We start from the raw sequence: 13,412 nt of genomic DNA, 5'->3' as shown, positions 1-13,412 counted from the left end.
GGCGTTTTCCATGCCCCCCTAATGCACCCTAATTCTTTATAAACCATAACTGCGCCAGCCCGCACACATCAAAGGCGTGCGCGCACCGCAGCGCCGATAGCTGCGGTGCCGTGGGCACCGCCCAGATCGCCGCCGAGAATGCCGTCAGACAGCGTTGCGGCCACGGCGGCTTCGATCCGGACCGCTTCTGCCTCACGACCGAACGAATGGCGTAGCATCATCGCTGCCGACAGGATCGTTGCCATGGGGTTGGCTTTGCCTTGGCCGGCAATATCGGGCGCGCTGCCGTGAATCGGTTCGTACAGGCCGAAGGTGCCGTGATCGGTTCTGCGTTCGCCCAGCGATGCACTGGGAAGCAAGCCGATCGAGCCGACTGCTGCGCTTGCCAGATCGCTCAGAATGTCGCCGAACAGATTGCCCGTGAGCACCACCCCGAAGCGTTCGGGATGGCTCACCACCTGCATCGCTGCATTGTCGACATACATGTGATCAAGCGTGACCTGCGGATATTCCTGCGCCACTTCGACCACCACGTCTCGCCACAGTTGGCTTGTTTCCAGGACATTGGCCTTGTCCACGCTGGTAAGCGGCAACTTAGCCGTCAGGGCGGCGCGGAAGGCGACATGCGCGATGCGGCGCACTTCGTGTTCGGCATAAGACATGGCGTCCCAACCCTCACGCGCGCCATCTTCGGTCGTGCGCTGGCCCTTCGCGCCAAAATAGACGTCGCCAGTCAGCTCACGCACGATCAGCATGTCAAGACCGCCCGCAATGTCGGCGCGCAGCGGCGATAGGTGTTCCAGCCCCGAAAATACCCGCGCCGGACGAAGATTGGCAAACAGGCCAAGATGTTTGCGCAGACCCAGAATTGCTTGTTCCGGACGCAAGTGGCGTTCGAGAGCGTCGCACGCGGGATCGCCCACCGCGCCAAAAAGGATGGCGTCGCACGCGCGCGCCATCGTGAGCGTTTCGTCTGGCAACGGCACCCCGTGGCGATGATACGCCGCGCCGCCGACATCGCCCGAAAACAAGGTAAGGCCGGGTAGTGACAGCGACTCGATCACCGCGACCGCTTCTGCGGTGACTTCCGGGCCGATTCCGTCGCCCGGCAGAACTGCTATCTTCACGCCGATGTCCCCTTAACCGATGCGCGTTAACCGCTCGGTCAACACGCGCCTCGCGCCCATAACATCGCTTTTCGGGCCTGCAAGCAGGTAGTGAGAGAGCTGCCGTTCGAGGGTGGCGAGCATTTTGAGTTGCGCCGGCAGATCAGGCATAGCCTGGGGTAAAGCCCCGCCGTAACCCATCTCGCTCAGGAGCAGCGTTTCGTAGGCAATCAGACCGCTGATCCATCCGCGCGCCGACGGAGCGGATGAAATCGCTGTAAGCAGCGCGTCGAGCGCCTGATAGAGCGCGGGATAGGGCTGGCGTTCGGGTAAGGCTGCAGCTGCCAGCCCGCAGACCCACTGGATTGCTGCCGCTGGCAAGGGCTCGGTCATCAGCGCAGCGCGGGAATGTTCCAGTTCCAGCCGCGCAAAGGGTAACTGGCTGCCTCCCGGACGCGTGGTCAGATCGGCCGCAACGCGGTTGCCCGGCACCATGACGGCGCGCATATGCCGCCCACGCCCGCCTGCTATATAGGCCGCAACAAGCCCGTAATCGGCGGTCAGCATCCGCGCCAAAGCGCCCGTTTCGCCTTGAGGGCGCGACGCGAGCAGAATGGCAGGGGCGCGCAGGTTCATGTCCTGAGCGCCCGCGTTTTATTTGGGGGGCGACTTTGCTTCCAGTGCAGCAAGCCGCGCTTCCAGCGCATCGGCCTGTTCACGCGCCTTTTGCGCCATAGCCTTGACCGTTTCAAATTCTTCGCGGCTGATAAAATCAATTCCGCCAAATGCCTCGCGCATCCGCTCCCGCGCGCTTTCACGCGCTTCGCGGCTCATGCCCGCCATTGTTCCGGCGGCGCTGTTAGCAAGTTTGACGAGGTCGGCGATGATCGGGTTCTGGCTTTGCATGGCTTCTATTTGGGACGGCTTGCGCCGGAGAGCAAGCCCTTCCCTATCCCGCAATCCGAAGATCGTGACACAGCGGTTGTCGCCGCCATATCAGCAGACATTCTGGGCGAAAGGAAATCACAACGCCACCCGCGTTTCTGCGCCGTCTGCGTCGCGGTTCCCGCCATCGGGATTAGCCACGATAAAGGCATAATTGAGCGCGCCTGCAAAGCACACCCAGGCAAGGTAAGGCAGCAAGAGCAAACCCGCCACGCGCCGCACGCGCCATACCAGCGGAAGCGCCAGCAAAAGCAGCGCCCCGCTTGCCCCGATAACGTAAAGCGCCGCCACCATGTCCTGCATCCCGAAGAACACCGCCGTCCAGCTTTGCGTCAAAAGAAACTGCACCGCAAATAAGCCAAGCGCCAAGCCGCGCCCGGCCGCCCCCCAAGCGCTCGCAACTTTAGCCATAGCCAGCCCGATCAGAACGAATAGCACGAACCAGACAATGCCGAAGGTGACAGGCGGGGGGTATATTGCAGGTTTTTCCAAGCCGGCAAACCATGTGGTGTCAGGGCTGCCAAGCTGACCTGCGGCAATCCCGACCAGCAAGACCAACGGCACCATAAACAACGCCCATCGCAGAAAGCTTGCGCGCAATTGAGCAGGGGAAGCAAGGACGTTCATGGTATCTCCCGGTTCCAACGGCTGGGGCTGGCCGAATACCAGAGCCGCACAGGTCATGCCAACTTATTGCCCTGACCATGCCCCGCAATGAGGCACATGCGCCTTATTTGCCGAGCACCGCGCCCGAATTGTGTTAAAATTTTGGCAATTGGTCACGAAAGGCTTTGGCAAAAGAATTCTTCCTGCTAGAGGCTGCCTTATTCCTGCCGTGATTCAAAAGCGTGTTGGCGGCTGGAAGATCAATCAACGCGCTTAATGCTCATTACAGGCCCGCAAGGGTCACAGGGAAAATCACCATGAAGAAGACCTTTGCGCTCGTCGCCGTTCTCGCTCTCTCGACCGTCGCTTGCTCGGAGCCGGCTGAAGTCGTGACCACCGACGCCGACACCACTGCCGTTGCTGAAGAGCCGATGGCCATGGAAACCCCGATGGCCATGGAAACCCCGATGGCTGGCGAAACCCCGATGGCCATGGAAACCCCGATGGCGACCGAAACGCCGGCCATGTAATCCTTCGGGATTATCGGCCCCGGCTTCGTGCCGGAGTGGATAGGAAACAGGCCGGCAGCACCTTCGGGTTGCTGCCGGCCTTTTCTTTTGAGTGCGTTGCAACAACGGGCGAACGCCCCTTATCTGCCCTTACTTGCGTTGTGCGCTGATGAGGAATTCGACATTGCCTTGTGGCCCGGTAATTGGGCTCGTTTCAATGCCCTGAACCTGCCAGCCCAGCCCTTCGACCCAACCGCGCACTTCGTTGCAAACCCGCGAGTGCAGTGCAGAGTCACGCACTACCCCACCCTTGCCAACCTCTTCACGCCCAACCTCGAATTGCGGCTTGATCAACGCGACCAATTGGCACGGCGTATCAGCCAGTTGCAGTGGCACATCGAGCACTTTGGAAAGGCTGATAAAGCTCGCATCACACACCACCCAGTTGCAGGGCTTATCGATATGGTCAGGCGTGAGGATGCGCGCGCTGGTCTGTTCAAGCACTGTGACACGCGTATCTTCGCGCAGCCGCCAGGCAAGTTGGTTGGTGCCGCTGTCGACTGCAAATACATGCGCCGCGCCCTTTTGAAGCAGGACATCGGTAAACCCGCCGGTGGAAGAACCGATGTCCATTGCCGTGGCACCGGCCGGATCAAGACCGAAATGCTCGATCGCGTGGGCCAGCTTGATGCCCCCCCGGCTCACCCAGGGATGATCGCGCCCGCGCACGTCCAGCGCCGCATCGTCGGACAATTGCTGGCCGGGCTTGTCGACCTTGTTTTCACCCACAAATACCAGCCCGGCCATCACCAGCGCCTGCGCCCGCGCGCGGCTTTCGGCAAGGCCACGGTCGACCAGAAGCTGATCGACACGGCGTTTCTGGGGCTTGGCGGGACGAGACGATTTTTCAGACATGCATGTTCCGGGGTGGACAGGCCAAGGCTCTAGCGCGCAATGTGCAGGCATGAAAGTCACCTACATCCATCTTGCCGGGGCCCTGACATTGACCTTTGGTATCGCCGCTTGCGTGCCTGCAAGCACTGCGCCTTTGACCGCGCCGACCCCCGCCCCCGTTCTACGCCCCGCCCCGCCGCGGCCCGCGCCCGTTACTCAGGCGCCTGTTTACGACAACTGGATGGATGCGCGTGCGACGGCAGGTGCATGGCGGTATCAGACGGAGGCTCGCGGATCGACGGCGGTATTCATCGGTGGGACCGCCGCAGAATTCGCGCTGACGTGCAACCGTGATACCCGCAGCATCGCACTGACACGCTACGGCGTCACTCGGGCTGCACCGGCAATGACAATTCGCAGCGAAACCGCGACCCGCAGCCTGCCCATGAACCAGTCAGGCGCGTATCCCGCACAGGGGGCGAGCACACTCGCCCCTACCGATCCTTTGCTTGACGCAATGGCGCTGTCGAAGGGCCGTTTCGCCGTAGAGACTGAAGGACTATCGCCGCTTTACCTGCCGAGCCATGCCGAAGTCAGCCGGGTAATCGAAGATTGCCGATAGGCGCAGCCTCGCTTTCCACCGTATGCCCACCGATTCTCAACATGAATATCCACAGGCTTGTCATCTGCCTGTCCACAAACCCGGCCCGAAACGCGAAAACGCCCACGGCTTACCTCGGGCGTTTATCGCACCGCATTCTCGCGGCGAAGACTCAAGTATGACGGCGGAAAAGTTTTATACAAGTCTTGTAGAACGCGCGCCCATGATTCACATTGGTGGTTGAGGCCAGCGGCGAACGCGGCTCTCGGCTCCCGGTGATACGAGGGGTCTAGCTCACTAGCGCGAAAGGAGGTGATCCGATGTCTCATGGTTCAGTAGCGAGGTCGGTGAAGATCCCTACGGAGCATACTCGGTAATCGTCTTGCCAAGTAAGGCTTCGTGAGCGGCACTTCCGGCCGCTGACCATGCAAAGGGCAGTTCAACCTTAGGGTGGGGCTGCCCTTTACATTTGGGGCCTCGGCCCTCCGTGACTCACGATCATGCCTCGTTTAAGCTAAGTGGTCTCTGACGAGCGTGGACGCCCGCGGCGGGTCGCAGCACGGTATTCACGTCAACACTCATCTTGCTCTCGGGCGCGTGCAGGATTAGGCGCGACGGATGCATTTCACCCGCGTTCCCCATCCCGCCCCTACGCCAGATCATATTCGCGAAGGGCTGATCGCCGACCCTGGATTCGGGACCGTGTTCACCGACCATATGGTCGTGATCGATTACGATGAGGGGCTTGGCGGGTGGCAAACCCCCACCATCGGTCCGCGCGGGCCCATTTCGCTCGACCCTGCGGCCAGCGTTCTGCACTATGCGCAGGAAATCTTCGAAGGGATGAAGGCCTATGCGCATCCCGAAGGGGGGCTGTCGCTGTTCCGCCCCGATGCCAACGCCCGCCGCTTCAATGAAAGCGCCCAGCGCATGGCGATGCCGCCGATACCTGAGGCGACGTTCATCGCCGCCGTGCGCGAAGCGGTGCTGGCGGATGCGGCGTGGCTACCGCCGATCGCGGGCGGATCACTGTATATCCGGCCCTTCATGTTCGCGTCTGAAGCTTTCCTGGGCGTGAGACCCGCCCGGCAGTACAAGTTCATCGTGATCATCAGCGCTGCGGGCGATTACTTCAAGAAAGGGGTGAACCCGGTCAAGATCTGGGTCGCGCAGAATTACGTCCGCGCCGCTCCCGGCGGCACGGGAGCCGCGAAGACGGGAGGCAATTATGCCGCCAGTCTCGTCCCCCAGGCCGAAGCGATTGCACAAGGGTGCGATCAGGTGGTGTTCCTTGATGCGGTCGAACACCGCTGGGTTGAGGAACTGGGCGGCATGAACCTGTTCTTCGTCCGCGCGGATGGCTCTGTCATTACCCCGCCGCTGACAGGCACAATCCTGCCGGGTATCACCCGCGACAGCCTGATTGCCATGCTGCGCGAAGAAGGGCTTACCGTGCGCGAAGAGCCCTACTCGATCGACCAGTGGCGCGAAGAGGCCCGAACCGGAACCTTGCTGGAAACAATGGCCTGTGGCACTGCGGCGGTCGTCACCCCTGTTGGTACGGTTGCTTCGCCTGCGGGTGAATTTCAGATCGGCGCAGGCGGCACCGGTCAGATAACCGCTAAGATGCGCGAACGCCTGGTTGGCATTCAGAACGGCCAGATCGCCGATAGCCACGGCTGGGTCATGCGGGTTTGACCGCGCCAATGATCCACGTCGCCGCTCTCTACCAGTTCACGCCCTTCTCCGACCCCGAAGCTCTGCGCAGCCCCCTGCTGGCAGCGTGTGATGCGCATGGCATCAAGGGCACGTTGCTCATCGCGCGTGAGGGGATCAACGGGACGATAGCTGGCACCGACAATGCGCTGGCTTCGGCGCTCGCCCATATTCGCACGCTGCCGGGATGTGCGGGCCTTGACGTGAAGTTCTCCACCGCGCCCGAAATGCCGTTCCACCGCATGAAGGTGCGCGTGAAGCGCGAAATCGTGACGATGGGTGAGCCTCATATAGACCCCACGCTCGCCGTGGGCCACTATGTCGATCCGCATCATTGGAACGCACTGATCGCGGATCCCGACACGGTCGTGATCGACACCCGCAATGATTACGAAGTTGCTGTCGGTACCTTTGCTGGTGCTGTTGATCCACAGACGCCGTCTTTCCGTGATTTCCCGGTCTGGTTCCGCGAACATCGTGACGAGTTGCTGAAAGGCAAGAAAAAGGTCGCGATGTTCTGCACAGGCGGCATCCGCTGCGAGAAATCGACCAGCTTTCTACGTTCTGAAGGGATTGAGGAAGTCTATCACCTGAAGGGCGGCATCCTCAAATACCTCGAACATGTGCCCGAGGCAGAAAGCCTGTGGCAGGGCGAATGCTTCGTCTTCGATGAACGCGTCACGGTGCGCCACGGGCTCGAACAGGGCACGTTCCAGCTGTGCCGCGCCTGCCGCCGCCCCCTCGATGCTGCAGCACTCGCGCATCCCGATTACGAGGACGGCGTCAGCTGTCCCGCCTGTATCGACGAACGCACGCCCGAACAACGCGCCGGTTATGCCGAGCGTCAACGACAGGAAGCGTTAGCGAGAGCACGCGGCGAATTGCATGTGGGCGCGGTGCGCCCCCCAAAAAGATGATCGGAGCCCCAATCCTATATTCTTTTCGGCGCTGCCCCTATGCAATGCGCGCACGCATGGCGCTATGGGCGGCGGGCATCACGGTGGAGCTGCGCGAGGTGAAACTCGCCGCCAAGCCGCCGGAATTGGCCGCCGCCAGCTCCAAGGCGACCGTGCCGGTTCTGGTGCTGGTCGATGGAACAGTTATCGACGAAAGTCTCGCCATCATGCGTTGGGCGCTGGCGCAAAACGATCCCGGCGAATGGTTGGCGGGGAATGACGCTGCGCTGATTGCGGCAAACGACGGGCCTTTCAAACACCACCTCGACCGCGCAAAATATCCCGGCCGTTACGAGGAAGACGGCGTGACCGACCACCGCGCAGCCGCGCTGGCTATGCTGACACCGCTGGAGGCGCGGCTAGCCGATGCGCCCTTCCTGTGCGGAGGCAAGCGTAGTGTCACCGACATCGCATTGTTCCCCTTCATCCGCCAGTTCGCGCATATCGACCGCGAATGGTTCGCCGCCCAGCCGCTACCGCGCTTGCAAGACTGGTTGGAACAGCTTATCGCCTCCGATCTGTTCGCGGCAATCATGCCTAAATTTCTGCCTTGGAAAGCTGGCGACACGCAGATCCAGTTCGGGCCGTAAGGCTAAGCCCCGGAGACCTCCGTCCTCAGGCTATCCCTGAAAGCATCGACCAGCCAGCTCGCCGCGGGGCCCAATCGCGTATCGCGCCGCCAGATCGCGCTCAGACCGTAACTTGTGCCAGGTTTTTCCGGAAGGTTGAGCGCCACCAGCGCGCCGGACACCAGATCCCCCGCCACCATCGCGCGCGGCATGTTGCCCCAGCCAAGGCCTTCCTTCAGCAGCGAATGCTTTGCCCCCAGATCGCCCAGCCGCCAGGTCAGGGGGCTGAGAACCGAAAACTCCCGCCCTTCCGTCAACGGCGAACGGTCGGTCAGCACCAATTGCAGGTGATTGCGGCTTTCCCCCGGCGCAACGCCATCCCGCGCCAGCGGGTGCGAGGGCGCAGCAACCGGGATCAGGTCGATCGCACCGATAGCCTGCCGTTCTAGCGCGGGATGATCGCCGGGCACCGGGCCGCTGATGCCCAGCCCCGCCCCGCTGTCGATCAGGCAGGCCGCGACCGCGCCCAGCGCCTCGATCCGCAGGGTCAGCGCGCAGGTGGGGAAGATGCGCCGGAATTCGCCAAGGACATGTGCGGTTGCCTCGCCCGGCACCATGACGTCGACTACCAGCGTCAGTGCCGGTTCCTGCCCGGCATGAAGCGAGCGGGTTTTCGCCAGCAATGCGTCGACGCGATCCGCCACAGTGCGCGCTTCGGCCAACAGGCCTTCGCCTGCAGGGGTCAGTACCGGGCGACGCGATCCTTCTCGGGCAAACAGTGACAGGCCCAGTTGCGCCTCTAGCTGCGCGATACCGTATGATATGGCGGAGACCGCACGGCCCATCGCCTTGGCCGCTTCGCCAAAACTGCCGTGATCGGTCACGGCTATGAAGATACGCAGGTGATCGAGACTGGGGTCGCCAAGCTTCATAGGCGGCATGTTCGGATTATCCGAACATCTTGGCAAGTTTTATCGCAGTTTTCTGGATACTGTTGATGACCTATCTCCCGTCTTAACCGAGCGAGCCCATCCACGGGCCACTCCGCAAGAAGGAGAAACGCCATGATCGAACTTCGCCCCTTCAACACGCTGGGAGCCGCCAACCACGGATGGCTTGACGCGCATCATCACTTTTCGTTTGCCGACTATCACGACCCGGCCCGTGTCCACTGGGGCGCGCTTCGGGTTTGGAACGACGACAAGATCGCGGCCGGCACCGGATTTCCCGCCCATCCGCACAGTGACATGGAAATCATCACCTATGTTCGCAGCGGCGCGATCACGCACCGTGATAGCATGGGCAATGAAGGCCGCACCGAAGCGGGCGACGTTCAGGTCATGAGCGCGGGCAACGGCGTGCGCCATTCGGAATACAATCTGGAAGGCACGGACACCACGCTGTTCCAGATCTGGATCATCCCGGACCAGCGCGGCGGCGAGCCAAGCTGGGGTGCACGCCAGTTCCCCAAGGATGAACGCTCCGGCGCTTTCGTCCCGCTTGCCAGCGGGGTCGCGAATGACAACGATGCGTTGAAGATCCGCGCTGATGCCCGCGTTTTGGGTGCTACGATAAAGGCTGGCGAAAGCGTGACCTACAGCCCCCGCAGTGCTGACCGTCACATTTATCTCGTGCCCGCCACCGGCAAGATCCGCATCGATGAGATTGAAGCAAAAGCGCGTGATGGCGTGGCGATCACCGCGCTGGACAGCATTACGATCACCGCGCTTGAAGACAGTGAAGTCGTGCTGGTCGACGCCGCCTGACCTTGACCTTCGGAGCCGGCCAGTCTCCCCCTCCCTCTCAGTCAGCCGGCTCCCCCCGTACATCCCATCAAAGGAATTGTCCCATGAGCAACATTCTCTACGTCACCGCCAGTATCCGTTCGAATTCGGAATCCGTCTCACGCGGCCTTGGACAGCGGGTCTTGGATGGCTTGGTTGCCAAGTCGGGCGCCAGCGTCACGACCCGCGATCTGGCCGCCAATGATGTGCCCTACGTCACAGCTGAAAGCTTCGCGGCGGAACGCACCCCTGTGGCAGAACGCACGCCTGAACAGAACGAACTGGCGGCTTTTGCTGATACGCTGATTGCCGAGTTGCAGGCCGCTGACACCATCGTGATTGCTGCGCCGGTCTACAACTTCGCCCCGCCCGCGACGCTGAAGGCCTGGGCCGATCTGGTCGCCCGCGTGGGCACAACCTTCCGCTACACTGAAACTGGTCCCGAAGGGTTGCTGACCGGCAAGAAGGCCTATCTCGCCATCGCCAGCGGCGGCACCCCGGCAGGCAGCGACATTGACTTCATGACCCGCTGGCTGACATTCTTTCTTGGCTTCATCGGTATCACCGATGTCGAAATGGTCGCCGCCGATGGCATCATGGGTATCGACGGCGCAGAAACAATCGCCGCAGCCCAGCAGAAGGCCGAACAGATCGCAGGCTGATATACCCCGCCCCCTCCGGCACCGCCTGGAGGGGGTTTTTCTTGGTCTTTCCGCCTAGAGGCGCGGCCTGACCAGCAGGGGTTTGAAGATGTTGCGGCTCGGGCGGATCACGATGATCGCCACGCCGATGATCGCAAGACCCCCGCCCACGATAAGCGACCAGCCAATTGTATCACCGGTCAGCCAAGTGCCGAACGCGATCGTCAGTAGCGGTGTCAGCAGCGTAAGGGGCACGATCAGGTTGGCATCATGCGCTTGGAACAGCCGGAAATAGGCGGAATGGGCACCAACCGAAACGACAAGCCCCGCAAACAGCACGCAAGCGGCCACCGCGATTGGGGCGCCCTCAACGGCGGCGATTTGTCCTGTTTCAAACAGAAGCGTTGCCGGGAGCATGACGAAAAGCGAGGCCAGCCCCGCCCACGCTTGCAAGGAGACTGCACCAACTTCCAACCGTTTCACGAAGACTGACGCAAAAGCGCCAATCAACACACCAGCAAACGCAAAGCCCAGCCCCACCGGATCGCCCGCTTCGGACGGCGCGCCGATGGCAAGTCCGACGCCCCCCAGCGCCAGCGCCATGCCCAGCCTGCGCCGCCAGCGCACCTCCTCGCCCAGAAATATCACCGCAAACAGTACGGTCAGCGGTGCGCCAGCGAGATTGACGATCCCCACTGCCGACGGGGTCGCCGTCTGCAAGCCGATGAATTGCAGCCCGAAACTGCCTCCGGTTACCGCAAAGCCGATCAGCATCACCAATGGCAAGCGCGCTGGCCGTCCACGCAGCAGCAACGGAAACAACACGGCCAGAACCATTGCGGATCGCAGTACCGTATAAAACAGCGGCGGCAAGCCCAGTGTCGACACCGCAATCTTGCTCACGACAACGTTGAGCGCCCAAGCGACATTGCAGAACAGCATGATGCCGAGCGCCGAAAGAGGCAGGCTTTTGGGCATCAGGCTGCGGTGCTGCCGTAAACCTCTGCAATCACATCATCGGGAAGCGCGAAACGCAATTCTTCCCGCCAGACCGTTGCCACGGCATCCGACGGCGCGCGCCAGTCTCCACGCGGGGATAGCGCCCCGGCGGATGAAACCTTTGGGCCATTGGGGAGCGCCGACCGCTTGAATTGCGAAAAGCCGAAGAAGCGCGCGCAGAACTTGTCCATCCAGCGCACGATGGTGGCAAGATCGTAAACGTTACGGCCTTCATCCGGAAAGCCTGCGGGCCATAGTCCCTGATCCGCATCCTTCCATGCGTGCCAGCCAAGGAAGGCGACCTTGGAAGGACGTTGGCCATAACGGATCACGTGATGGAGGAAGAAGTCGTTGAGTTCGTAAGGGCCGACGAGGCTTTCGGTCGACTGCATCGCCCCGTCGGCACCCGGTGGCACCAGTTCCGGCGAGATTTCCGTACCCAGCACGTCTTCGAGCACATGACCACAGGCATTGGTAAACTGGCCGGTGCGGATCACCCAGCGGATCAGATACTGAATCAGCGTCTTGGGTACGCCCGCGTTAACGCCGTAATGGCTCATGTGATCGCCCACGCCATAGGTGCACCAGCCGAGCGCCAGCTCCGAAAGATCGCCCGTACCGATCACGAAGCCGCCGTGCTGTCCGGCAAGGCGGAACAGGTAATCGGTTCGGAGGCCCGCCTGCACGTTTTCGAACGTCACATCATGCACGGGTTCGCCATCTGCAAAGGCGTGGCCGATGTCTTTCAGCATCCGGTTTGCAGCAGGACGAATGTCGATCTCGCCGGCGGTAATATCCATCGCTTCCATGAGGCGGTGTGCGTTTGTCCTGGTGCCGTCCGACGTGCCGAAGCCGGGCATGGTGTAGCCGCGGATCGTAGTGCGCGGCAGGCCCAACCGATCGCATGCCTTGGCTGCCACGATCAGCGCATGGGTGCTGTCGAGCCCACCGGAAATGCCGATAATCAGGCTCTTTGCGCCGGTCGACTCGATCCGGCGCATCAGCGCGTCAACCTGGATATTGAAGGCTTCGTAGCAGTCCTCGTCCAGCTTTTCGCGCCGATCAGGAACAAAGGGGAACCGCGCCACGGGCCGTTTCAGCCCGATATCGCCTTCGGTATAAGCATGATCGAACAGAATCCGGCGATAGGTATCCGCAGGGCTTCCAGCCCATTCAGCGGCATCGGCAAAGGTCTGATTGCGTATTCGTTCGGCGGCAAGTCGTTCGGTGTCGATGTCGACGATGCACAATTCTCCCGCCGGATCGAAGCGTTCGCTTTGCGCCAGAAGATCGCCCATCTCATAGATCACCCCCTGTCCGTCCCAGGCGAGATCGGTGGTACTTTCGCCGTACCCGCTGGCGGAATAGACATAGGCTGCAATCGCCCGGCTGGCGAGCGATCGGCAATGCAGATGCCGGTCATCCGCGCGCCCGATCGTGACGGGTGAGGCGGACAGATTGCACAAGATCAGCGCGCCAGCCATCGCGGCCTGCATCGCTGGCGGCACAGGCGCCCAGAAATCCTCGCAGATTTCCACGCCGAACCGGAAGCCGGGAAGGTTTGCCGCAGCGAAAACCAGATCGGTGCCAAACGGCACTTCCTCCCCCGCGACGTCAATCCACAGATCGGTACACCCGCGTCCGTGGGCAAAGTGGCGTTTTTCGTAGAACTCGCGGTAATTGGGCAAAAAGCTCTTGGGCACCACACCCAGAATTTGCCCGCGTGCGATCACCACCGCGCAATTGTAAAGCTTATCAGCGCGCCGCAGCGGTGCCCCCAAGACCAGCACCGGGTCCAGATCGGCGGATGCAGCAACAATCTCAGCAAGCGCCTCCTCTGCCCGCTCGATCAGCGCGTTTTGCAAAAGCAGATCATCAATCGCATAGGATGACAGCGTCAGTTCAGGATAGACAACCAGATCGACCCGGGCATCGTGCGCCTTTTTCGCTTCGGTCAGTACGCCAGCCGTGTTGTAAGGAACATCGGCAGGACGACAATTCGGCGTCGCAGTGGCTACGCGGACAAAACCGTGGCCGTGCATATCGAAAAAGGGATGGGCTTCGTTCATTACCGGCACGTCTCCTG

General features: G+C 61.6%; 15 protein-coding genes. 7 read left to right on the top strand and 8 right to left on the bottom strand.

Annotated elements, in window-relative coordinates:
* Positions 1-68: 68 nt before the first annotated feature.
* The 4 genes from leuB to SJY33_RS02605 form a co-directional block, all read right to left on the bottom strand.
* Complete coding sequence (gene leuB, locus SJY33_RS02620; protein ID WP_379920979.1) at positions 69-1,127, bottom strand: 3-isopropylmalate dehydrogenase; 1,059 nt, start codon at positions 1,125-1,127, stop codon at positions 69-71.
* Positions 1,128-1,139: 12 nt separating this feature from the next.
* Positions 1,140-1,742 (bottom strand): DNA repair protein RecO, encoded by a 603-nt coding sequence (locus SJY33_RS02615; protein WP_379920978.1) that lies wholly within the window; start codon positions 1,740-1,742, stop codon positions 1,140-1,142.
* An 18-nt stretch (positions 1,743-1,760) separates the two neighbouring features.
* Positions 1,761-2,012 carry an accessory factor UbiK family protein gene (locus SJY33_RS02610; protein ID WP_379920977.1) on the bottom strand — a complete coding sequence of 84 codons (252 nt, stop codon included), beginning with the start codon at positions 2,010-2,012 and terminating at the stop codon, positions 1,761-1,763.
* A 117-nt stretch (positions 2,013-2,129) separates the two neighbouring features.
* Positions 2,130-2,678 (bottom strand): TspO/MBR family protein, encoded by a 549-nt coding sequence (locus tag SJY33_RS02605; protein WP_379920976.1) that lies wholly within the window; start codon positions 2,676-2,678, stop codon positions 2,130-2,132.
* Between the two features lie 296 nt (positions 2,679-2,974).
* Between SJY33_RS02605 and SJY33_RS02600 the strand changes: the two genes are divergently transcribed.
* On the top strand, positions 2,975-3,187 hold the full coding sequence (locus SJY33_RS02600) for a hypothetical protein (RefSeq protein ID WP_379920975.1): 213 nt from the start codon (positions 2,975-2,977) through the stop codon (positions 3,185-3,187).
* A 129-nt stretch (positions 3,188-3,316) separates the two neighbouring features.
* Here the strand turns inward: SJY33_RS02600 and SJY33_RS02595 are convergent, their stop codons facing one another.
* Complete coding sequence (locus SJY33_RS02595) at positions 3,317-4,081, bottom strand: TlyA family RNA methyltransferase (protein WP_379920974.1); 765 nt, start codon at positions 4,079-4,081, stop codon at positions 3,317-3,319.
* A gap of 49 nt (positions 4,082-4,130) precedes the next feature.
* Between SJY33_RS02595 and SJY33_RS02590 the strand changes: the two genes are divergently transcribed.
* From SJY33_RS02590 to SJY33_RS02575, 4 genes are all read left to right on the top strand, one after another.
* On the top strand, positions 4,131-4,682 hold the full coding sequence (locus tag SJY33_RS02590; RefSeq protein ID WP_379920973.1) for a hypothetical protein: 552 nt from the start codon (positions 4,131-4,133) through the stop codon (positions 4,680-4,682).
* A gap of 597 nt (positions 4,683-5,279) precedes the next feature.
* Positions 5,280-6,359: a branched-chain amino acid aminotransferase gene (locus SJY33_RS02585; protein ID WP_379920972.1), complete on the top strand. Its 1,080-nt coding sequence runs from the start codon at positions 5,280-5,282 to the stop codon at positions 6,357-6,359.
* 8 nt (positions 6,360-6,367) lie between these two features.
* Positions 6,368-7,294: a rhodanese-related sulfurtransferase gene (locus SJY33_RS02580; RefSeq protein WP_379920971.1), complete on the top strand. Its 927-nt coding sequence runs from the start codon at positions 6,368-6,370 to the stop codon at positions 7,292-7,294.
* On the top strand, positions 7,291-7,923 hold the full coding sequence (locus SJY33_RS02575; protein WP_379920970.1) for a glutathione S-transferase: 633 nt from the start codon (positions 7,291-7,293) through the stop codon (positions 7,921-7,923). Before SJY33_RS02580 ends, SJY33_RS02575 begins: the two co-directional genes overlap by 4 nt.
* A 2-nt stretch (positions 7,924-7,925) precedes the next feature.
* Here SJY33_RS02575 and SJY33_RS02570 read toward each other — a convergent pair whose 3' ends face one another.
* The gene (locus SJY33_RS02570) at positions 7,926-8,834 is read right to left on the bottom strand and encodes a LysR family transcriptional regulator (protein WP_379923504.1); all 909 of its coding nucleotides are present in this window, start codon (positions 8,832-8,834) and stop codon (positions 7,926-7,928) included.
* 132 nt (positions 8,835-8,966) lie between these two features.
* On the opposite strand from SJY33_RS02570, the gene SJY33_RS02565 reads away from it, so the two are divergent.
* Positions 8,967-9,668, top strand: a complete 702-nt coding sequence (locus SJY33_RS02565) for a pirin family protein (RefSeq protein WP_379920969.1) — start codon at positions 8,967-8,969, stop codon at positions 9,666-9,668.
* A gap of 83 nt (positions 9,669-9,751) precedes the next feature.
* Positions 9,752-10,348 carry an FMN-dependent NADH-azoreductase gene (locus SJY33_RS02560; RefSeq protein ID WP_379920968.1) on the top strand — a complete coding sequence of 199 codons (597 nt, stop codon included), beginning with the start codon at positions 9,752-9,754 and terminating at the stop codon, positions 10,346-10,348.
* Positions 10,349-10,402: 54 nt separating this feature from the next.
* Here SJY33_RS02560 and SJY33_RS02555 read toward each other — a convergent pair whose 3' ends face one another.
* Both SJY33_RS02555 and SJY33_RS02550 read right to left on the bottom strand, forming a co-directional pair.
* A complete protein-coding gene (locus SJY33_RS02555) occupies positions 10,403-11,305 on the bottom strand; it encodes a DMT family transporter (RefSeq protein WP_379920967.1) in 903 nt (300 codons plus the stop codon).
* Positions 11,305-13,395: an NAD(+) synthase gene (locus tag SJY33_RS02550; RefSeq protein ID WP_379920966.1), complete on the bottom strand. Its 2,091-nt coding sequence runs from the start codon at positions 13,393-13,395 to the stop codon at positions 11,305-11,307. Before SJY33_RS02550 ends, SJY33_RS02555 begins: the two co-directional genes overlap by 1 nt.
* Positions 13,396-13,412 lie beyond the last annotated feature (17 nt).

It is taken from the genome of Erythrobacter sp. R86502, assembly GCF_042466465.1.
GTDB lineage: Bacteria > Pseudomonadota > Alphaproteobacteria > Sphingomonadales > Sphingomonadaceae > Erythrobacter.
Note: the sequence above shows the minus strand (reverse complement) of the source record. Positions and strands in the feature narration are given on the sequence as shown.

Excerpts from the sequence above, each read along its gene's own strand:
- SJY33_RS02565 (WP_379920969.1), top strand. The coding sequence starts at position 8,967 with ATGATCGAACTTCGCCCCTTCAACACGCTGGGAGCCGCCAACCACGGA.
- SJY33_RS02595 (WP_379920974.1), bottom strand. The coding sequence starts at position 4,081 with ATGTCTGAAAAATCGTCTCGTCCCGCCAAGCCCCAGAAACGCCGTGTC.
- SJY33_RS02585 (WP_379920972.1), top strand. The coding sequence starts at position 5,280 with ATGCATTTCACCCGCGTTCCCCATCCCGCCCCTACGCCAGATCATATT.
- SJY33_RS02570 (WP_379923504.1), bottom strand. The coding sequence starts at position 8,834 with ATGAAGCTTGGCGACCCCAGTCTCGATCACCTGCGTATCTTCATAGCC.
- SJY33_RS02580 (WP_379920971.1), top strand. The coding sequence starts at position 6,368 with ATGATCCACGTCGCCGCTCTCTACCAGTTCACGCCCTTCTCCGACCCC.
- SJY33_RS02610 (WP_379920977.1), bottom strand. The coding sequence starts at position 2,012 with ATGCAAAGCCAGAACCCGATCATCGCCGACCTCGTCAAACTTGCTAAC.
- SJY33_RS02615 (WP_379920978.1), bottom strand. The coding sequence starts at position 1,742 with ATGAACCTGCGCGCCCCTGCCATTCTGCTCGCGTCGCGCCCTCAAGGC.
- SJY33_RS02575 (WP_379920970.1), top strand. The coding sequence starts at position 7,291 with ATGATCGGAGCCCCAATCCTATATTCTTTTCGGCGCTGCCCCTATGCA.
- SJY33_RS02560 (WP_379920968.1), top strand. The coding sequence starts at position 9,752 with ATGAGCAACATTCTCTACGTCACCGCCAGTATCCGTTCGAATTCGGAA.
- SJY33_RS02550 (WP_379920966.1), bottom strand. The coding sequence starts at position 13,395 with ATGAACGAAGCCCATCCCTTTTTCGATATGCACGGCCACGGTTTTGTC.
- SJY33_RS02555 (WP_379920967.1), bottom strand. The coding sequence starts at position 11,305 with ATGCCCAAAAGCCTGCCTCTTTCGGCGCTCGGCATCATGCTGTTCTGC.
- SJY33_RS02600 (WP_379920975.1), top strand. The coding sequence starts at position 2,975 with ATGAAGAAGACCTTTGCGCTCGTCGCCGTTCTCGCTCTCTCGACCGTC.
- SJY33_RS02590 (WP_379920973.1), top strand. The coding sequence starts at position 4,131 with ATGAAAGTCACCTACATCCATCTTGCCGGGGCCCTGACATTGACCTTT.
- SJY33_RS02605 (WP_379920976.1), bottom strand. The coding sequence starts at position 2,678 with ATGAACGTCCTTGCTTCCCCTGCTCAATTGCGCGCAAGCTTTCTGCGA.